The sequence below is a fragment of the Cohnella sp. CFH 77786 genome (assembly GCF_019400745.1).
In the GTDB taxonomy this organism is placed as follows: domain Bacteria; phylum Bacillota; class Bacilli; order Paenibacillales; family Paenibacillaceae; genus Cohnella.
Genome location: NZ_WJIB01000021.1, coordinates 78,986 through 99,039, shown reverse-complemented (window position 1 = coordinate 99,039; position 20,054 = coordinate 78,986). Strand labels below are relative to the sequence as shown.

Genomic DNA, 20,054 nt, shown 5'->3' with positions numbered 1-20,054 from the left:
TCAAGATGAGATTTCCCAGTATGTAAGACCCCTGGAAGAACACCAGGTTGATAGGCCCGGGGTGGAAGCGCGGCAACGCGTGCAGCTGACGGGTACTAATCGGTCGAGGGCTTATCCTACGCAGCAGCCCACAGGTTGCACGGTGTTTCATCAATCAGCACGACGTTTCGTTTCGCATCCGGTTTTCAAGGTGTAAAGCCTTGGTTTGTGGCGGCGTAGCTCAGCTGGCTAGAGCGTTCGGTTCATACCCGAAAGGTCGGGGGTTCGATCCCCTCCGCCGCTACCATAAACGCATATTCCCATGGAGGCTTAGCTCAGCTGGGAGAGCATCTGCCTTACAAGCAGAGGGTCGGGGGTTCGATCCCCTCAGCCTCCACCATTCATGATTTCTTTACAACGCGGAGCCGTGGTGTAGAGGCCTAACATGCCTGCCTGTCACGCAGGAGACCGCGGGTTCGAATCCCGTCGGCTCCGCCACTTTCTTTATCCAACCAAAAACGATTAAACTTGGCTCGGTAGCTCAGTTGGTAGAGCAGAGGACTGAAAATCCTCGTGTCGGCGGTTCGATTCCGTCCCGAGCCACCATCTTTTGGCCGGTGACGGCATACACCGTGGAGGCTTAGCGAAGTGGCCAAACGCGGCAGACTGTAAATCTGCTCCCCCTGGGTTCGGTGGTTCAAATCCATCAGCCTCCACCAGTTTTTACTTTAATAATGTTTACAGCAAGAGCCATTAGCTCAGTTGGTAGAGCACCTGACTTTTAATCAGGGTGTCGTAGGTTCGAGTCCTACATGGCTCACCAGTTTTCAAATGACGGAACGGACGCACAGGCGTCTGTTTTTTTGCGTTTCTAGGGATTTTCGAGCTCCGTATTTTAAAGAACTAATTCAACGGGTTGATGGGGTATCTGCGATTTAGTGAACGTGGTGCGCTAATTCAGCGTGTTGATGGGGATACGTGCGATTTAGTGGATGTAAAGCGCTATTTCGGCGGGTTGATGGGGATATCTGCGATTTAGTGAACGTGGTGCGCTAATTCAGCGTGTTGATGGGGATACGTGCGATTTAGTGGATGTAATGCGCTATTTAGGCGGGTTGATGGGGTATCTGCGATTTAGTGAACGTGGTGCGCTAATTCAGCGTGTTGATGGGGATACGTGCGATTTAGTGGATGTAATGCGCTATTTCGGCGGGTTGATGGGGGATATCTGCGATTTAGTGAACGTGGTGCGCTAATTCAGCGTGTTGATGGGGATACGTGCGATTTAGTGGATGTAATGCGCTATTTCGGCTTGGCTGCGGAATTTCGTGTACGAAGGCATGATAAATGGCGCCGAGTTGGGGAACTTCTAAACGAAAGTATCCTCCGGAGGCATACGCCCATGATCTATCTGTATGCGCTGGCCGCCACTTTCGCCGCGGTCATGGCTCTCGTTCCGGTCGTACGCTCGGTTGCGCTCCGGGCGGGCTTCGTCGACCGCCCAACCGGCCGCAAAATCCATGCGGAGCCGGTTCCCCTCTCCGGAGGGGTGGCCATCTTCGCCGGCGTGATCCTGAGCTCGTTCCTCTTCCTGGGGAATCATCCCTTGTTCCGAGCCATCCTGACCGGAGGAATCCTGCTCGTCGCGATCGGTCTCCTGGACGATTCCTTCAAGTCGCGGGGCCGAGAATTTCCGGTGTGGCCCCGGTTGCTGCTGTACATAGCCGTATCCTTCATCCCCGTATGGCACGGCATTGCGATCCAAGGCGTTTCCTCCCCGTCCCCCGCAGCGATGATTTTGTTTCCGCCTGTCCTCTCCGCGATCGTCACTGCCGTCTGGGTATTCGCGCTCATCAACATGCTCAATTTCATTGACGGAATCGACGGACTCGCGTCAGGCGTCTGCGTCATCTCTTCCCTGACGATCTTCGTCGCCTCCCTGATCGAGGCGCAGCCGGTAACCGCCGTTGTGGCGGTCGCGCTCGCGGGCTCCTGCCTGGCTTTTCTCGCTTACAATTTCCACCCGGCACGTATTTTCATGGGGGATGCCGGCGCCACGTTCCTAGGCTACACGCTGGCGGTGACGGCGGTCGACGGCACCCTCAAAGGAGCGACGTTCCTCTCTTTGTCCGTTCCGCTGCTTGCCCTCGGGGTTCCGATCCTCGATACGGTGATCGTTTTCAGCCGACGCCTTTTCGAAGGCAAAGGGCTGCATCGCGCCGACAACCTCCATACCCACCACAGTCTCATGAAGTGGGGATTGACGCAGGTGCAGACCGTGTCCTTTCTCTATCTCATCGCCGCCGTGTTTTCGCTGCTTTCCATCGTCGTGCTCTTGATGCTCCGTTGAGGGTTGTCCGGGCATTCCCCCCGCCTGCGCGAAATATGATACAATACACGCAGAAACCAACGGCCGGCAAAGGGGAAACGCGATGCAAAACACGACAGGGGAGCAGCTGGAGAGGTTGCTGGGCGCCAAAGCGGCTGCCAGAACGATCCCGGTCGCCGAATGGGAGCAAGACGGCGGCGGACGGTACCCCGAAGCCGGGGATATGCTCGAGCTTCCGGAAGCCAAGCGATTCGTCGCGCGGGTTTCCGGATCCGACCTGCAGGTGTACGACATTACGGCAGAGCTCACGGCTTTAGAGAGAGAGCTGTTGCGCCTGTTGCTGCAGCAGAAGAACGGACGTCCCCCCGCAGGGACGACGGACTTGGAGCGCCAGGCCCGCAAGCTCGGCGAGTGGATCGGACAATGCGCGGCCGGCGGCGAATGGCGGGCCGAAGTGCCGGACCGGATGGAGCTGAGGTCCCGCTTGTTCGACGGGATGATTCCGTTCCTCCTGCTGTGCGAGCAAGCGGAGGACAAGGAGCCGTCGTACGCGGACCTGGAGAAGGCGCTGCGGTCTTTCCTCACCGAGGATACGCTTCTCGTCCCGCTGCGCGAGCATGAATGGCTCATTCTGGCTCCCGACCGGATGCTCGCGGAAACGGAGACCGGCGACGACGAAATGGTTGACAGCGACGAAGGGAAAGGCATTCTGTCCTCCCTGGCTTCCGGCCTGCACCAAATGGTGACCGGAGAGTGGGGAGGAGAGTGCCACGTGGCGGCCGGCGAGCCGATCGATCCGACGGAAAGCGTGGTGCATGCCGTCGCGATTCTCAGGGAAACCATCCAGCTCGGGCGGAAGTTCCATGTGGGCATGCAGGTGCATCTGCCTTGGCTCATCCACCTGGAGCGTTTGCTGAGCGGGATTCCCGAGGCGGCAAGGAGCCGTTTCGTCGAGGAAATGATGGGGAGACCGGACCTGTTCAACGACCCGGAAACCGTCTCGACGCTCGACGCCTTCTTCGCCATGGACTGCAACGTGAGCGAAACCGCCAAAAAACTGTTCATCCACCGCAACACGCTTCTGTACCGCCTGGACAAGATCAAGCAAGATTCGGGCTTGGACGTCCGCTCCTTTAACGACGCGGTTTTGGTGCGCATTTTATTGCTATTGTACAAAGTCACGAAAAGGAAATGAATTTTTTGTACGCTTTGTGCATAGTCAATTCGCCCGGCCCGAGGTAAGATGAAAACGTACCTTTAAACGAGCGTTAGGGGGAAACAAAATGGCAGGCGTACGTTTGGAACATGTATTCAAAAAATATCCGGGTTCTGACAAAGCATCCGTATCCGACTTCCATCTTGACATCCAAGACAAAGAATTCCTCGTTCTGGTCGGACCTTCCGGCTGCGGCAAGTCGACAACCCTCCGGATGATCGCGGGCCTCGAGGAAATTTCCGAAGGCAAGCTGTACATCGGCGACCGCGTCGTGAACGACGTCGCTCCGAAAGACCGCGACATCGCGATGGTGTTCCAGTCTTACGCACTTTATCCGCATATGAACGTTTATCAGAATATGGCTTTCGGTCTGAAGCTGCGCAAATTCCGCAAGGACGAAATCGACCGCCGCGTGCGCGAAGCCGCACGTACGCTCGAAATCGAGCACCTGCTCGAGCGCAAGCCGAAGGCTCTGTCCGGCGGTCAGCGCCAGCGGGTAGCCCTGGGCCGCGCGATCGTCCGTGAACCCCAAGTGTTCCTGATGGACGAACCGCTTTCCAACTTGGACGCCAAGCTGCGTACGCAGATGCGCGCGAACATTTCCAAGCTGATGAAGCGTCTGGAAACGACCTGTATCTACGTTACCCACGACCAGACGGAAGCCATGACGATGGGCGACCGCATCGTCGTCATGAAAGACGGCTTCATTCAACAATCCGATTCACCGGAAGTGCTTTATAACCATCCGGTTAACCTGTTCGTTGCCGGCTTCATCGGCGCTCCGGCCATGAACTTCCTGACCGGCCAGCTGGTAGAAGAGGGCGGCGCCGTCCGCTTCCGCGCGACGGGCGTCAACGTGGAAATCCCGCAAGGCAAAGCCAGCGTGCTCCGCAGCAAGGGCTACATCGGCAAAGAAGTCATCCTCGGCGTTCGTCCGGAAGACATCCACGATGAGCCGGTGTTCATCGAGGCTTCGCCGAACAGCATCATCAACGCGAGCATCGAAGTATCCGAGAACCTCGGCCATGAGATGTACCTGTACCTGAACGGCCTGGGCAAAGACAACGTCATCGCCCGCGTCGACGCTCGCTCCGGCCTGCAAGAAGGGCAGAACGTGAAGCTCGCCATCGACATGAACAAAGTTCACGTGTTCGACAAGGAATCCGAGCTCAACGTTTTCGAACTGAAGTAATGGCATCCAGCCACGCAACCGTCCGGCCCCAGGCCGGGCGGTTTTTTACATAAGCGGCGGGCAGGAACGCGGCATTGCTTTAGCCGCCTAATTTCGTTACGATGTTGATATTGGAAAATGGGAAAGGAGCTGTACGATGCCTAAAAAAGTGAAAGTAGCCGAACTCGTGCAGCAATTTCATCTGGAGGTCGCGGCCGGGGAAGACGGACTGCGGCGGACGATCGAGACGGACGACTTGAACCGGCCGGGATTGGAGATGGCCGGCTATTTCAATTATTATCCGGCGGAACGAACGCAGATCCTGGGACGAACCGAGCTGGCTTTTCTCGAGACGCTGACGACCGCAGACAGGCGGGACCGGATGGAACGGCTGTGCCAGGAAGAAACGCCTTGCATCATCATCACGAGGGGGCTTCAGCCTCCGGCCGAGTTGGTGGAGATCGCGAACGAGCGCGGAATCGCGGTATTGCGCAGTACCGTAGCGACCACGATCCTGCTCAGCCGCATCACCAACTTCCTGGAGAAGCGGCTTGCGCCTTCAGCCACCATCCATGGCGTTCTGGTGGACGTCTACGGGGTAGGGATGCTGATAACGGGGGGCAGCGGCATCGGGAAAAGCGAAACCGCGCTGGAGCTCGTGAAGCGGGGCCACCGGCTCGTCGCGGACGACGCCGTGGAAATCCGCCAGACCGGGGACAACGTTCTGTACGGCAGCGCCCCGGATTTGATCCGTCACCTGCTCGAAATCCGCGGACTCGGCATTTTGAATGTCATGACCTTGTTCGGCGCCGGAGCGGTCCGCAACCAGAAGAGCATCAGTCTCGTGGTCAAGCTCGAGAATTGGGAGCAAGGCAAGCAGTATGACCGGCTCGGCTTGGACGAGGAAACGACCAAGATCATCGATACGGAAATTCCCCTGTTGACGGTACCGGTACGGCCCGGCCGCAACCTCGCGGTCATCCTGGAAGTGGCGGCGATGAACTACCGGCTGAAGCGGATGGGGTACAATGCGGCGCTCCAGTTCACGAACAAGCTGACCGAAGCGATCGCGGACGACGATTACGAATAAATTCAAGATGAGTCGGGACGGAGGACAACGATGCTTCCATTGAGTTTGGATCCGATCGCCTTTACGCTAGGGCCGTTAACGGTCCACTGGTACGGGATCATTCTGGGTTTGGGCGCATTGGCGGGACTTCTCCTCGCCATCCAGGAGGGCAAGCGGTTCGGCATCACGCCGGACTTCTTCCTGGATTTGCTCCTGTATGGGGTCCCTTCCGCCATCGTGGGTGCGCGGCTTTATTACGTTTTGTTCAAGTGGGACTATTACCGGAGCCATCCGGGCGAGATCGTGCAGATTTGGAACGGGGGCATCGCCATCTATGGCGCCCTGATCGGAGCGCTGATTTGCGGGTTTATCTACGCGAGGAACAAAGGATATTCCTTCATCCGGATCGCGGATATTTGCGCGCCGTCCTTGCTGATCGGGCAGATGATCGGGCGCTGGGGCAACTTCATGAACCAGGAAGCGTTCGGCGGCCCGACGGACGAAGCGTTCCTGCGGAATACGCTGCATCTCCCGAATTTCATCGTCGACCAAATGTACATCGGGGGCATCTACCGCCATCCTACCTTTTTATACGAATCGATGTGGAGCTTGGTCGGTCTCGTGATCCTGTTCATCGTCCGGCGTTTGAAATTCCTGAAAACCGGCGAGCTTTTCCTGACTTATTTCATCTGGTATTCGATCGGCCGGTTCTTCATCGAGGCGCTTCGCACCGACAGCCTTGCCTTCCAAGGACCCGCGTGGCTGGCTTCCTTGATTCGCGGCTTGTGGTCCCCGATGACCGTCGTGTTTCAGGAAGGTTATCTGGATCCGGCCTACGGGAATATCCGGACGTCGCAATTGCTGGCCCTGCTGATCGTGATCTTTGGCATTCTCGTGATCGTGGTCCGCAGAGGGACCGGAGCCGCCGGCGGGTATTATCACGATCCGCTCGTCAGCCGTCAAGCAGCCGCGGCTCAAGCGGCTTCCCAAGCGGGGCCGGAGGAAGCGGCGGAATCTCCGGTAACGGGTGCCGACCCGGTCGTTCCGTCCTCCCAAGAGGCTCAGGAGCCCGGAGCGACTCCGGAACCGCAAGTATCTCCCGAAAACAGGGACATCGGCAGCCAGAATGGAGACACGCGCAAGGATGACTAATGCACTCAAGGCCGTTCTGTTCGATCTGGACGGAACGATCGTGGACACGAACGAACTGATTATCCAATCGTTTCTGCACGCCCTGAAGGGCAAGGTGCCGGAAGGTTTCGGCCGGGACCACATCATCCCGAGCATGGGACAACCCCTGAAGGACCAGTTGCAGCAGTTCTCCGGGCTCGAGGACGTCGCGGAGCTGACCCAGGCGTACCGGGAATACAATTACTTGAAGCATGACGAAATGGTCAGCTTGTTCCCGGGCGTGGCGGAGGTCGTGAAGCGTTTGAAGGAGCACGGGATCAAGCTGGGCGTCGTCACGACCAAAATGCGTCCGACGACCGAGAGGGCGCTGCGCATGTTCGGTCTCTTCGAGCACATGGATACGATCGTCACGCTCGACGATGTCGAGCATGCGAAGCCGCATCCCGAACCGGTTCTGAAGGCCATGGAAGCCATCGGGGCGGAGCCCGAGGCTACGGCCATGGTCGGCGACAGCACGGTGGACATGCAATCGGCGCTGCGCGCGGGCGCGATGCCGATCGGCGTGGCATGGTCTCTGAAGGGCGAAGCCGTGCTGTGGGACGCGGGAGCGGAGCAGGTCATCGAGCGCATGGAAGAATTGCTGGCCCTGTGCGGAATCGAGGGTGCGAAAGCTTGAGAAACGTAGAGCGGTATCCGGTGGAAGGACCGAATGCGCTTTGGCAAATGTACCGGACGGTTTCCCGGTGGAAAGCCGTCCGCAATTTCGTCTTTATCCAAGCGGCGAGGTATTGCCCGAGCTTGCCGGTGAAAAACTGGATCTATCGCCGAGTGCTCGGCATGAAAGTCGGCGACCGGACCGCGTTCGCTTTGATGGTCATGGTCGACGTCTTTTTTCCCGAAAGGATTTCGATCGGCGAGAACTCGATTATCGGATACAATTCGACCTTGCTGACCCATGAATATTTGATCAAAGAATACCGACTCGGCAACATTACGATCGGCTCCAACGTCATGATCGGGGCGAACGTCACCGTGCTGCCCGGCGTGACGATCGGGGACCATGCGGTGGTGGCGGCCGGGGCCGTCGTTCATCGCGACGTTCCCGCCGGTGCCCGGGTGGGAGGCAATCCTCTCCGGGATTTGTAACCTCTCGCGAATGGCGCGTTGCCTTGGTTTTTTCCGATTTTCCCGACAGGAGTTGCTTCATGCTCGTATTATCCCTACGAACCAAACTGGTGCTATTGCTCGCTCTGATGTTAATTGGAATGTCAACGGCTTATTTTCTTTGGCAAAAGTATCAAGATACGGCGAATCAAGCGGAGCATCAGGAGCTCCAGCCGGTGAAAGCCACGGGGGCAACCCGGGACGCGTATGATGTGATCGTGGCGGGTACCGATCCCGAAGGGATCGCGGCTGCCCTGTCCGCAGCCCGGAACGGGCTGCATGTGCTGCTGGTAGACGGCCGCGACCGGGAAATTCTCGGCGGCCTCATGACGCTGGGGTGGCTGAATTCGCTCGATTTGAACAAAGCTCCCAAACATGCTTGGCTGAACGGCAAATTGTCCTTTTTGGACAAAGGCATTTTTCAAGAGTGGTACGACCAGATCGAAGGAACCTCCTTCGACGTCAATACGGCGGCCAACGTCTTCAACAAAATGGTGGCGGCCGAGCCGAATATCGATGTGCTGCTGATGGCGCGAAGAATGGAGCCGATCCTGGAAGGCAGCCGCGTTACCGGCCTTCGGATCGTGCAGCAAGACGGGACGGAAATCTCCGTTGCTTCCAAGGCGCTGATCGATGCGACCCAGGACGCCGATCTGGCCGCGGCCGCAGGCGTTCCTTACACTTTCGGGCGCGAGGATATCGGAGAGCCGAACGCGCGGATGGCCGTCACCCTCGTCTTCAAGCTGAGCGGCGTGACGCAGGAAATTTGGCAATCGTTCGGCAAACATCCGAAATCCGGGATCGACAAGATGAGCGCGTGGGGTTTTCCGGAGGCCAAAGAATACGTATCGAGCAATCCCAAGCGCGTGAAGCTCAGGGGCCTGAACATCGGGCGGCAGAACGACCAGACGATCCTCATCAATGCCATGCATATTTACGATGTGGATCCCCTCGATCCGAAGTCCGTGGAGGAAGGGCTGGAAATCGGGCGCAAGGAAGCCCCGCTGATCGTCGAATTCCTGAAGAAGAAATTCAAAGAGTTCCGGGATCTCGAATTCGCCGGAACGGCGCCGGAGCTGTACGTCCGCGAATCGCGCCACATTCTGGGCGAGTACCGGCTCAAGATCACCGACCTGATGGAAAACCGCGATTTCTGGGACGCGGTTGCCTACGGCTCGTATGAAGTCGATATCCAGAGTAAAAACCCGAGCGACCCTGGCGCCGTCATGATGAAACCCCAGGCATACGGCGTTCCTTTCCGGACGCTCGTGCCGCAGAAGGTGGACGGCATGCTGGTCGTGGGACGTTCCGCCAGCTTCGATTCGCTTCCGCACGGCAGCGCGCGCGTGATTCCCTTGGGCATGGCGACGGGCGAAGCGGCCGGGGCCGCGGCGAAGCTGGCGATCGAGAAAGGGGTCACCTTCCGGGAGCTGTCCCGATCCGAGGCGGACATTGCGGAGCTCCGGAAACGGCTGACGGCGCAGGGCATGGATTTGAAGATGCCCGCGATCAAGAAGCCGGATTACGCGAAACACCGACAATATCCGGGCTTGCTGGCAGCCGTGAGCATGTCGCTAACTTTCGGCGATTACGACAACAAAGGGTTCGATCTAGACGGGAAGTCCAATCCCCAGCGCATGTTCAATTTGATGCTCGGAGTCAAGAAGATCCATCCGGCTGCGTTCCCGGGCAATCCGGCCGAGGCGGCGAAAGGGATGGGGGAACCGGCGAAGCAGGCTTTAACCTTGGAACAGGCGGCCTATACGATCGCGCTGGCGGCCGGGCTGAAGGCGACTCCGGATACGGCGCTGAAGACGCTCACCGCCGATAAAGCGCTGACCGATAACGCGCTTCAATCGATTAAAGATCCGAGCAAGCTGACCAACGGAGATACGTATATGCTGATCCGGGACGTCGTGGAGCGGTATGCCGGCATCACATACGAATAAGTTCGAAAGCCCCCTGAGCGATCGGGGGGTTATTCGGTTTCTTGACGGCTTGCGGCTTTCATGCTAAAGTGGATCAAACCCTTTATTTTGGCAGTATGGTAACATGGTAGCACATTAACTCACTAAAGCGTTCCGAGGTGTTTTCGCGTGTCGAAACCTAAAGGCTTCGAAAAACCGATCGGCGTCAAAGACTATTTGCCCCACGCCGTATCCAAGCTTCGCCGGATCGAGCTCGGCGTGCTGGATTGCATGCGCCGCTGGGGCTACGAGCAGATCATGACGCCGACGTTGGAATACTACGATACGGTCGGGGTGGCGAGCGCCACGTCCGACCAGAAGCTGTTCAAGCTGCTGAACCAGCGGGGGACGACGATCGTTCTGCGGTCCGACATGACCGCCCCGATCGCGAGGGTCGTCGGCTCGTTGCTGAAAGAGCAGCCTTTTCCGCTGCGGCTGAGCTATCACGGCAACGTGTTCCGGGCGTTCGAGGAGGATGCCGGGCGGGAAGCGGAGTTTTTCCAGACCGGCGTCGAGCTGGTGGGGGATCCTTCGCCGGAGGCGGATGCGGAGGTGATCGCCCTGGCCATCGCTTCCCTGCAGGCGGCAGGGGTGCGTTCCTTCAAAATCGCGGTCGGACACGTCGGTTTCCTGAACGGACTGTTCGAGGAGACGCTGCCCGGCCGGGAAGAGGAGCAGGAGGCGCTCAAATCGTGCCTGCTGCAACGGGACCATGTCGGTTACCGCCATATTTTGCGCACCTTGTCTTTGGACGAAGCCTGGAGGGGCGAGCTGGAGGGCATTCTCCGGCTGCGCGGAGGCCAGGAGGTGTGCGAGCAGGCGATGCAGCTGAGCGGCAGCGAGCGCGCCCGGGCGGCCATCCGGCATTTGTGCGAGGTATGGGACGTGCTGGCGGCTTATGGCGTGCAGGAGCACGTGCTGATCGACCTGACGATGATCGGGGATTTTTCTTATTACACGGGCATGACGTTCGAAGGCTATGCTTCGAAGCTCGGCTTTCCGGTGTGCAGCGGCGGTCGTTACGACAATCTGCTCGCCCAGTTCGGGCGCACGGCTCCGGCGACGGGTTTCGCGCTCAAGACGACGCGGATCCTGGAAGTGGTCGAGGACGAGGCATCGGCGCCGGAGAAAACGTTGGTCGTCTATACCGCAGCCTATCGGAAGCAGGCTTTGGGCGAAGCCGAACGCCTGCGCGCGGCCGGAAAGGTCGCCGTGACGGCGATGGCGGCGGACGCTGCGGAAGTGACGGAATTGCGGCAGGCATGGGCGGGGGCCGGGAGCGGCGGCAGTATCGGGAATGGCGACAGTAAAGGCAACGATAACGGCAGCGGCAACGGTATCGGCAACGGCAATGGCAACGGTAGCGGCAACGGTATCGGCAACGGCAATGGCAACGGTAGCGGCAACGGTATCGGCAACGGCAATGGCAACGGTAATGGCAACGGCAATGGCAACGGCAATGGCAACAGCAATGGTAACGGTAATGGCAATGGCAACGGCAATGGCAGCGATAACGGCAACGGTAGCGGCGGCGTCGGGGGAACGTTCACCTACAAGGGAACCGAATATGACGGGTTGGTCGCGTTCGGCGGGCAAGGGGGGGAGCAGGCATGACGAACGGCGGCGTATTGAAGGTCGCAATGCCTAAGGGGCGCATATACAAACAAGCGAGCGAGTTGTTCCGGCAGGCGGGCCTGCCCATTCCCGACGATTTCGACGACTCGCGGCGGCTGATCATTCCCGTTCCGGAAGCGGGCATGGAGTTCATCATGGCGAAGCCGGTGGACGTGCCGACTTACGTGGAATACGGGGTCGCGGACATCGGCGTCGTCGGCAAGGACGTCATGATGGAGGAAGCCAAGGACGTGTACGAGCTGCTGGATCTCGGCATCGCCCGGTGCCGAATGTCGGTGATCGGACTGCCGGATTGGAAGCCGGTGATCCATCCGCGCGTGGCGACCAAGTATCCGAACGTGGCATCCCAATATTTCCGCGAGCAAGGCCAACAGGTGGAAGTGATCAAGCTGAACGGTTCCATCGAGCTGGCGCCGCTGATCGGATTGGCCGACCGGATCGTGGATATGGTGGAAACAGGGCAGACGCTGCGGGAAAACGGTTTGGTGGAGATGCGGGAAATGTTCCAGGTAACGAGCCGCTTGATCGCGAACCGGGTGAGTTACCGTTTGAAAAATACGGCGATCCAGACGCTGTGCGACCGGCTCGGCCGCGCGATTCCGTCTGTGATTCAGTAAGGATCGCAATTCCCATCCTTATCTGAATCACCTACGATAAAAACGAAATTCTTTATTTTGCGCGACGACGAAGTCGTTTTTACTTGCAGGGAGGTGCTTGAGCATGTATTTCGGTTTGGCATCGGGATTCCGACTGGAGCGGGAAAGCGAGTATGGCTCGCCGGAACAGAATGCGGCGGTGGCGGAAATCGTCGAGGCGGTCCGCCGGGAAGGCGACGCAGCCTTGCTGAGATATACGGAGAAATTCGATAAAGTCGCGCTGACGCCGGGAAGACTTCGGGTTGCGGAAGACGAGATCCAAGCCGCATACGGGCAGGTGGAGCCAGAATTTCTGACGGCTCTGCGGCAGGCGGCGGCGAACATCCGGGCGTTCCATGAGAAGCAGAAGCGGAACTCGTGGATGGATGTATCGCCGGACGGCACGATGCTCGGCATGGTCATCCGGCCGCTTCGCCGGGTCGGATTGTACGTACCGGGCGGCAAGGCGGCATATCCGTCGTCGGTGCTCATGAACGCGATTCCGGCCAAGGTGGCCGGCGTGCCGGAGATCGCGATGGTGACTCCGCCCGCGACCGGAGGGCGCGAAGGCATCGACCCGTATATTCTCGTCGCCGCCGCGGAAGCGGGCGTGACGGAGATCTACCGGGTCGGAGGCGCCCAAGCGGTCGCGGCGCTGGCCTATGGGACGGCGAGCATTCCCCCCGTCGACAAGATTTGCGGGCCCGGCAACATCTACGTGGCGCTGGCGAAACGAGCCGTGTTCGGCGCGGTCGACATCGACAGCATCGCGGGCCCGAGCGAAATCGCCGTGCTGGCGGACGATAGCGCGGATCCGCGGTTCGTGGCCGCGGACATGCTGTCGCAGGCGGAGCACGACGAGATGGCGTCGGCGATGCTGGTGACGCCGTCGGAGCGGCTTGGCCGCGCGGTGGAGGCGGAGCTGCGGAGACAGGTCGCGTTGCTTCCGCGGCGGGAGATCGCGGAGAAGTCGCTGGAGCAGTATGGGGCGATTTTGCTGGTGGAGAGCTTGAGCGCAGGTGTGGATGTCGTGAATCGGCTCGCACCGGAGCATCTGGAAGTGATGACGGAGGATCCGCTGGAGCTGCTCGGGCGGATCGAGAACGCGGGCGCGATTTTCCTCGGGCCGTACAGCTCCGAACCGGTGGGCGACTACTACGCGGGACCGAACCACATTTTGCCGACGAACGGCACTGCACGATTCTCTTCGCCGCTTAACGTGGACGATTTTCTGAAGAAATCCAGTTTGATCCGATACAGCAAGGAAGCCCTTCGGCGGGATACGTCAGGCATTGCGGCGCTGGCCCGCCACGAAGGTCTCGAAGGCCACGCGCGAGCGGTGGAAATTCGGTGGGAAGGCGGGGAATCGCAATGAGTGAATGGCCGGAAGGTCGCCAAGGTTCCGTATCCCGGAAAACGGGGGAAACGGACATTTCGCTGGCTTTTAACCTGGACGGAACCGGGGACGTGTCGATCGAGAACGACGTTCCTTTTCTCAACCATATGCTCGACCTGTTCGCCAGACACGGACAGTTCGATTTGAAAGTGGAAGCCCGGGGGGACGTCGATATCGACGACCACCATACGGTGGAGGACATCGGCATATGCCTGGGACAGGCGCTCCGGGACGCGCTCGGCGACAAGAAGGGCATCAAGCGGTACGCCAGCGTATTCGTTCCGATGGACGAGGCGCTCGGGCAGGTGATCATCGACATCAGCGGGCGGCCGCATTTCGAGATGCGGGGCGACTTCCCGGCGGCGACGGTCGGCAGCTTCACCGTGGAGCTCGTGCACGAGTTCCTGTGGAAGCTGGCGCTCGAGGCGCGGATCACGCTGCATGTCATCGTCCATTACGGGCGGAATACCCACCATATGATCGAGGCGGTTTTCAAGGCGCTCGGACGTGCCTTGGACGAGGCGACTTCGATCGATCCCCGCGTGAAAGGCGTGCCTTCCACGAAAGGGGTGCTGTAAGTTGATCGCGATATTCGACTACGGCATGGGCAATCTGCACAGCGTCAGCAAAGCGATCGAGCGGCTCGGATACGAGGCGGTGGTGACGTCCGACCCTCGCGTCATCATGGAAGCGGACGGGGCCGTACTGCCCGGGGTCGGGGCATTCGGCGACGCGATGGCGAATTTGCGCGAGAGCGGGCTCGAAGAGGTCGTGAAGCGGTACGCCGGCAGCGGGAAGCCGCTGCTCGGCATCTGCCTGGGCATGCAGCTGCTCTTCAGCGAGAGCGAGGAGCACGGCCGGCACGAGGGGCTGAACCTGCTGCCCGGCCGCGTCGTGAGGTTCCAGGGCGACTACAAGGTGCCGCATATGGGATGGAACGATCTTGAATTCCTGCAACCGAGCCCCTTGTTTGAAGGCTTGGAACCGGGGCACGTGTACTTCGTGCACTCGTATCACGCGCTGCCTGAGCGGCAGGAGGATTTGCTCGCGGTGACGGATTACCATCAGCCGGTGACGGCCATCGTCGGCCGCGGCTCCGTGTACGGCATGCAGTTCCATCCGGAGAAAAGCGGGGAGCTCGGCACCGCGCTGCTCCGCCGTTTTCTCGAGATGACCGCCCGCCGGGCGGGCTGAATCCGTCGGAAGAAGGAAGGCAGCCGGGAGAAACCGGGATCGAGCGCCGGAAAGTAGCTGAACAGGTGCCGTAACCCGGAAAAACCCGGTTAGAGCGCCGAAAAGTAGCTGAGCGTGTGCTGTAACCCGGAAAAACCCGGGTAGAGTGCCGAAAAGTAGCTGAACGAGTGCTGTAGCCCGGAAAAAACCGGTTAAGGCGCCTGGAAGTAGCTGAACGTGTGCCGTAACCGGGAAAACCCGGTTATGGCGCCGAGAAGTAGTTGAGCGTGTGCCGTAACCGACTTAAACCGGTTAAGGCGCCGAAAAGTAGCTTAGGTTACAGCGGCGGCAACTCGCCGAAAAGTGCTGCGCGTGACGCTCAGACCGTCTTACAACTGCGGAACACGCCAAAACGAGCTCCGCAAGAAGCTCAGACCGTCTTACAGCGGCACAATACGCCAAAACGAGCTCCGCAAGACGCTCAGAGCGTCTTAAAGCGGCACAACACGCCAAAACGAGCTCCGCAAGACGCTCAGAGCGTCTTAAAGCGGCACAACACGCCAAAACGAGCTCCGCAAGACGCCCAGACCGTCTTACAGCTGCGGTTGAGAGCAACACGCGATGCTCATTATCACAAGAAGCGCACCGTGCCCACACTCACACCACTCATCACCTCGATCCCGCGCCGACCGCGCGAGGGTCACGTTCGGAGGTTTCAACCATCATGTCCAAGTTCATCATCTACCCCGCCATCGACATCCGGGACGGCAAATGCGTCCGTCTCGTGCAGGGCGATTACAACCGCGAAACCGTGTACAACGACGACCCGGCGGCGGTCGCGCGCGACTGGGAAGCGCAAGGCGGAGAGTGGATCCACCTCGTCGACCTCGACGGCGCCAAAGCCGGCCATCCCGTCAACGACGAGCTGATCGGCCGAATCGCGCAGGCGGTGAAGGTGCCGGTGCAGGTTGGCGGCGGCCTTCGCAAGGAAGAAGACGTGGATCGCCTGCTCGGCCTCGGCGTCTCCCGCGTCATTCTCGGCACGGCCGCGATCGAGGACCGCGCGTTCGTCTCCCGCGTTCTCGCCAAGCACGGCGCCAAAATCGCCATCGGCATCGACGCCCGTAACGGCCTGGTCGCCACGCGCGGATGGCTCGAGACCTCCGAAGTGAAGGCGGAGGACCTGGCTGTACAACTCGCGGCCGAGGGCGCGCAAACGTTCATCTTCACCGACATTTCGCGCGACGGCATGATGGGCGGTCCGAACGTGGAGGCGATCGTTCGCCTCGCGCAAGTGTCCGGGCGCACGGTCATCGCTTCCGGCGGCGTCAGCCGGCCGGAGGATCTGGACCGCCTGGCGGCCCATGCCAAGGACGGCGTCGGCGGCGCCATCGTCGGCAAAGCGCTCTACACCGGAAGCATCAGTCTCGCGGACGCCGTCCGCAAGCTGGCTAAGGACAACTAACCGCTTATCCGGCACGAACGAAAGGAGAACGCCCCATGCTCGCCAAAAGAGTCATTCCCTGCCTCGACGTCAAGGACGGCCGGGTCGTCAAGGGAGTCAATTTCGTGAACCTTCGCGACGCCGGGGACCCGGTGGAGCTCGCGGCGCTCTACGACAAAGAAGGTGCCGACGAGCTCGTGTTCCTCGACATTTCGGCCTCCCACGAAGGACGCGCCACGATGGTGGACGTCGTGCGCCGCACGGCCGAGGAGGTGTCGATTCCGTTCACGGTCGGAGGCGGCATCCAGGCCGTCGAAGACATGAAGAGGCTCCTGAGAGCCGGCGCGGACAAAATCGGCATCAACACCGCGGCCATCCTGAAGCCGGAGCTGATCACGGAGGGCTCACGGACGTTCGGCGCCCAGTGCATCGTCGTCGCGATCGACGCCAAGTTCAACGCGGAGTGGGAAGAGTGGGAAGTGTACACCCACGGCGGCCGCAAAGCGACCGGCCAACGCGCGGTGGAATGGGCCAAGGAAGCGGAACGGAGAGGCGCGGGCGAGCTGCTGCTCACCAGCATGGACGCGGACGGCACGAAGGACGGATTCGACATGGCGCTGACCCGGGTCATCTCGGACGAGGTGGGCATTCCGGTCATCGCCTCGGGCGGAGCGGGGAACGCCGGCCATTTCGCCGACGTCCTTACGCTCGGGCACGCCGACGCGGCGCTGGCCGCAAGCATTTTCCACTACAAAGAAGTGACGGTCCGCGAGGTGAAGGACGCGCTTCGCGCCAAAGGAGTGAACGTCAGGTGACCGATGCCGCCTGGATGGAGCAGATCAAGTACGACGACCAAGGCCTCGTGCCGGCGGTCGTGCAAGACGCGGCCAGCAAGGAAGTGCTGATGCTGGCGTACATGAACCGGGAATCGCTGCAGAAAACGGTCGAAACCGGGCAAACGTGGTTCTGGAGCCGTTCCCGCGGGGAACTGTGGAACAAAGGCGCGACGAGCGGCCATACGCAGGAGGTCGTGTCCCTGAAATACGACTGCGACGGGGATACGTTGCTGGTCCAAGTCAACCAGAACGGCCCGGCCTGCCACACCGGGGCGTACAGCTGCTTCTACCGCAGCGCGGAGGCGGATGACGCAACCGCCGACGACGCAAAACCCGACCGTTTCGCCCCGCTGGCCCAGCTCGAGGCCACGATCGCGCAGCGGGACGCCGAGCGCACCGAGGGCTCCTATACGACGTATCTTTTCGACAAGGGCCTGGACAAAATCCTCAAAAAAATCGGAGAAGAGACGGCCGAGGTCATCATCGCCGGGAAAAACCGCGATGCCAAGGAGCTGCGAGCCGAAGCCGCCGATCTCATTTTCCACCTGATGGTGCTGCTGCGCGAGCAGCGGATTCCGCTGGACGACGTGCTGGAAGAGCTCGAATTCCGCCACCGGAAGCCCGTCAAGAAGGATTAGGCGGATGGCAGCCATGAAAATCGATTACCATACGCATCACGTGCGCTGCGGCCACGCCGTCGGCACCCTCGAGCAATACATCGAAAGCGCGATCGCCCAAGGCATGGTCCAGATCGGATTGTCCGATCACATGCCTCTTCTTCACGTCGACCCCGCTTCGTATTATCCCGAGATGGCGATGCCGATGGACGAGCTGCCGCGGTACGTGGAAGAGTGCCTGAAACTCAAAGAGAAGTACCGGGATCGAATTTCCGTGCGCGTCGGACTGGAAGGCGATTACATCGAAGGCCACGAGGACGAGATCGCCAAAATCATCGAGGCGTATCCTTGGGATTACGTCATCGGTTCGGTGCATTTTCTCGGGACGTGGGACGTGACGGATTTCCGCCAGGTGCACAACTGGGAAGGCCGCAACATTTTCCAGGTGTATGAGCAATATTACGGTGCCGTGCGCAAAGCCGCGGCCGCCGGGTTGTACGACTACATCGGCCATATCGACGCGATCAAGCGGTTCGGGTACCGGCCGGAGGAGGACACGGCGGAGCTGGAGGAAAGCGCGCTGCAAGCGGTCGCGAAGCATGGACTCGCGATCGAGCTGAACGCGGCGGGCATCCATACGGCGGCCAAGGAAATGTACCCGTCCCCGAGGATACTGAAGCGCGCCAGGGAGCTGGGCATTCCGGTCACGTACGGCTCGGATGCGCACCATCCCGACCGGGTCGGGCAGAAAGCCGAAGAGGCGGAGCGTATTCTCCGAAGCTCCGGAATTAACGAAATAGCCACATTTGAAGGCCGCTTAAGGGGAAGGATTCCTTTGTGAAAACCCGTCCGCGTCATGTATAATGGGTTTGAACGAAATGAGTCGGTTAATGTCGCACATTCCGATATTTTTGGAGGGGCACATGTACAGCAGCAGCAAACTCCGGGTTTTCTCGGGAACGTCCAACGAGCCGCTGGCCAGGAAGATCGCCGAACAGCTGGGACTTCCGCTCGGAAAAATCAAGGTATCCCGGTTCAAAAGCGGCGAGGTTTACGTGCACTATGAAGAAACGATCCGCAACTGCGACGTTTTCCTGATCCAGTCCTTTTCCCATCCGATCAACGATTTCTTCGTCGAGCTGCTGGTCATGATCGATGCGGCCAAACGCGCATCCGCCCGTACCATCAATCTCGTGCTTCCTTATTACGGATACGCCCGACAGGAGCGGAAAGCCGCGCCGCGGGAACCGATTTCCGCGAAGATGGTCGCCGATGTCCTGACAACGGTAGGCGCCCACCGGGTCATCACGATCGACCTGCATGCTCCGGCGATCCAAGGCTTCTTCAACATTCCGGTGGACCACCTGACCGCTCTGGATCTGATCAGCGACCACCTGAAGTGCTTGAATTTGCCGAATCCGGTCGTCGTTTCGCCGGACGCCGGCCGCGCTTCGACCGCGGAGAAGCTGGCGAACCAGCTGAACGCGCCGTTCGCGATCATGATCAAGAAACGGCCGAGCCACAACGAGTCGGTCATCACCCACGTCATCGGGAATGTCGAAGGCTGCACGCCGATCATCATCGAGGACATGATCGATACCGGCTCCACGATCGTCAATGTCGTCGAAGGCCTGAAGGAACGCGGCGCGCAAGACGCCTACGTCTGCGCCACCCATCCGCTCTTCTCGGCCAACGCGCTGCAGAAGCTGGACCATCCGAATATCCGGGAGGTCGTCGTGACGGACTCCATCCTGCTGCCGGAGGACCGCTCGCCGCGATTCCGCGTCCTGTCGGTCGCCCCGATGCTGTCGGAATCGATCCGGATCATCATGGAAGGCGGCTCGATCAGCACGCTGTTCAAGAACGCGGGAATCTAATACGTTTATGAGACAATGAAGAACAGTTCGCCTTACGGCTTCTGTTCTTCATTTTTTATTAGGGAGAAAGAATCTCAATTTTTTTGACTTTAATATACTTAGGATTATAGATATCCGTTCTTTTTGTACTTTGAAGTGTCGCTCTCTCTTTTTGTCCAACTGAATATTGTTGCTTCTCGTCCTTAGATATTGGAATTGGGAAATTCTCCACATACATTAATACGTAATCATTGGAGTATTCAATGCGTTCAACAGTACCTTCCACAACAAATTGACTCTTCTCTGCTTTACTACACGCGGTAATTAATGATAAACACAAGAAGAAAATGAATAGTGATCTGCTCACATTCAGCCCTCCCTCAAAAGATATGATATAACAGAATAATTTACATTAATTTCACTTTTTATTATACTA

At 59.3% G+C, this 20,054-nt stretch carries 18 protein-coding genes, 6 tRNA genes, 1 rRNA gene and 1 pseudogene; 25 read left to right on the top strand and 1 reads right to left on the bottom strand.

Features of this window, described 5'->3' with window-relative positions; genetic code table 11:
- The 25 genes and pseudogenes from GE107_RS23640 to GE107_RS23525 form a co-directional block, all read left to right on the top strand.
- Positions 1-119: ribosomal RNA gene (locus GE107_RS23640) — 23S ribosomal RNA — on the top strand; the annotation flags it as partial.
- 90 nt (positions 120-209) lie between these two features.
- A tRNA-Met gene (locus GE107_RS23635) sits at positions 210-286 on the top strand.
- A 17-nt stretch (positions 287-303) separates the two neighbouring features.
- Positions 304-379 (top strand) — tRNA-Val (locus GE107_RS23630).
- 21 nt (positions 380-400) lie between these two features.
- A tRNA-Asp gene (locus tag GE107_RS23625) sits at positions 401-477 on the top strand.
- A gap of 32 nt (positions 478-509) precedes the next feature.
- Positions 510-585 (top strand) — tRNA-Phe (locus tag GE107_RS23620).
- Between the two features lie 28 nt (positions 586-613).
- Positions 614-698 (top strand) — tRNA-Tyr (locus GE107_RS23615).
- Between the two features lie 28 nt (positions 699-726).
- Positions 727-802 (top strand) — tRNA-Lys (locus GE107_RS23610).
- A gap of 579 nt (positions 803-1,381) precedes the next feature.
- Positions 1,382-2,329, top strand: coding sequence for an MraY family glycosyltransferase (locus tag GE107_RS23605; RefSeq protein ID WP_219643804.1), 948 nt, complete (start codon positions 1,382-1,384; stop codon positions 2,327-2,329).
- 82 nt (positions 2,330-2,411) lie between these two features.
- A complete protein-coding gene (locus GE107_RS23600; RefSeq protein WP_219643803.1) occupies positions 2,412-3,503 on the top strand; it encodes a PucR family transcriptional regulator in 1,092 nt (363 codons plus the stop codon).
- An 88-nt stretch (positions 3,504-3,591) separates the two neighbouring features.
- Entirely contained in the window at positions 3,592-4,716 is a 1,125-nt protein-coding gene (locus GE107_RS23595; protein ID WP_219643802.1) for an ABC transporter ATP-binding protein, read from the top strand.
- Positions 4,717-4,852: 136 nt separating this feature from the next.
- Positions 4,853-5,785, top strand: a complete 933-nt coding sequence (gene hprK / locus GE107_RS23590; protein WP_219643801.1) for an HPr(Ser) kinase/phosphatase — start codon at positions 4,853-4,855, stop codon at positions 5,783-5,785.
- A gap of 30 nt (positions 5,786-5,815) precedes the next feature.
- Entirely contained in the window at positions 5,816-6,916 is a 1,101-nt protein-coding gene (gene lgt, locus GE107_RS23585) for a prolipoprotein diacylglyceryl transferase (protein WP_219643800.1), read from the top strand.
- On the top strand, positions 6,909-7,571 hold the full coding sequence (ppaX, locus tag GE107_RS23580; RefSeq protein WP_219643799.1) for a pyrophosphatase PpaX: 663 nt from the start codon (positions 6,909-6,911) through the stop codon (positions 7,569-7,571). The genes lgt and ppaX overlap by 8 nt, the downstream gene beginning before the upstream one ends.
- Positions 7,568-8,041, top strand: a complete 474-nt coding sequence (locus tag GE107_RS23575) for an acyltransferase (RefSeq protein ID WP_219643798.1) — start codon at positions 7,568-7,570, stop codon at positions 8,039-8,041. Before ppaX ends, GE107_RS23575 begins: the two co-directional genes overlap by 4 nt.
- A 194-nt stretch (positions 8,042-8,235) precedes the next feature.
- The gene (locus GE107_RS23570) at positions 8,236-10,008 is read left to right on the top strand and encodes an FAD-dependent oxidoreductase (RefSeq protein WP_370636511.1); all 1,773 of its coding nucleotides are present in this window, start codon (positions 8,236-8,238) and stop codon (positions 10,006-10,008) included.
- Positions 10,009-10,155: 147 nt separating this feature from the next.
- Positions 10,156-11,229 (top strand): annotated as a pseudogene (locus GE107_RS23565) (ATP phosphoribosyltransferase regulatory subunit); the annotation flags it as partial.
- Between the two features lie 407 nt (positions 11,230-11,636).
- Positions 11,637-12,278, top strand: a complete 642-nt coding sequence (gene hisG / locus GE107_RS23560; RefSeq protein WP_219643795.1) for an ATP phosphoribosyltransferase — start codon at positions 11,637-11,639, stop codon at positions 12,276-12,278.
- Positions 12,279-12,381: 103 nt separating this feature from the next.
- Positions 12,382-13,671 carry a histidinol dehydrogenase gene (gene hisD / locus GE107_RS23555; protein ID WP_219643793.1) on the top strand — a complete coding sequence of 430 codons (1,290 nt, stop codon included), beginning with the start codon at positions 12,382-12,384 and terminating at the stop codon, positions 13,669-13,671.
- Entirely contained in the window at positions 13,668-14,270 is a 603-nt protein-coding gene (hisB, locus tag GE107_RS23550; RefSeq protein ID WP_219643791.1) for an imidazoleglycerol-phosphate dehydratase HisB, read from the top strand. The genes hisD and hisB overlap by 4 nt, the downstream gene beginning before the upstream one ends.
- A gap of 1 nt (position 14,271) precedes the next feature.
- A complete protein-coding gene (hisH, locus tag GE107_RS23545) occupies positions 14,272-14,886 on the top strand; it encodes an imidazole glycerol phosphate synthase subunit HisH (RefSeq protein ID WP_219643788.1) in 615 nt (204 codons plus the stop codon).
- Positions 14,887-15,589: 703 nt separating this feature from the next.
- Positions 15,590-16,330 (top strand): 1-(5-phosphoribosyl)-5-[(5-phosphoribosylamino)methylideneamino]imidazole-4-carboxamide isomerase, encoded by a 741-nt coding sequence (gene hisA / locus GE107_RS23540; RefSeq protein WP_219643786.1) that lies wholly within the window; start codon positions 15,590-15,592, stop codon positions 16,328-16,330.
- A 35-nt stretch (positions 16,331-16,365) separates the two neighbouring features.
- Positions 16,366-17,124, top strand: a complete 759-nt coding sequence (gene hisF / locus GE107_RS26825; protein ID WP_255570809.1) for an imidazole glycerol phosphate synthase subunit HisF — start codon at positions 16,366-16,368, stop codon at positions 17,122-17,124.
- A 14-nt stretch (positions 17,125-17,138) separates the two neighbouring features.
- Entirely contained in the window at positions 17,139-17,783 is a 645-nt protein-coding gene (hisIE, locus tag GE107_RS23535) for a bifunctional phosphoribosyl-AMP cyclohydrolase/phosphoribosyl-ATP diphosphatase HisIE (RefSeq protein WP_255570817.1), read from the top strand.
- A gap of 13 nt (positions 17,784-17,796) precedes the next feature.
- Entirely contained in the window at positions 17,797-18,603 is an 807-nt protein-coding gene (hisJ, locus tag GE107_RS23530; protein WP_219643820.1) for a histidinol-phosphatase HisJ, read from the top strand.
- Between the two features lie 82 nt (positions 18,604-18,685).
- On the top strand, positions 18,686-19,639 hold the full coding sequence (locus tag GE107_RS23525) for a ribose-phosphate diphosphokinase (RefSeq protein WP_219643783.1): 954 nt from the start codon (positions 18,686-18,688) through the stop codon (positions 19,637-19,639).
- A 58-nt stretch (positions 19,640-19,697) separates the two neighbouring features.
- Here GE107_RS23525 and GE107_RS23520 read toward each other — a convergent pair whose 3' ends face one another.
- On the bottom strand, positions 19,698-19,985 hold the full coding sequence (locus tag GE107_RS23520) for a hypothetical protein (protein ID WP_219643782.1): 288 nt from the start codon (positions 19,983-19,985) through the stop codon (positions 19,698-19,700).
- Positions 19,986-20,054 lie beyond the last annotated feature (69 nt).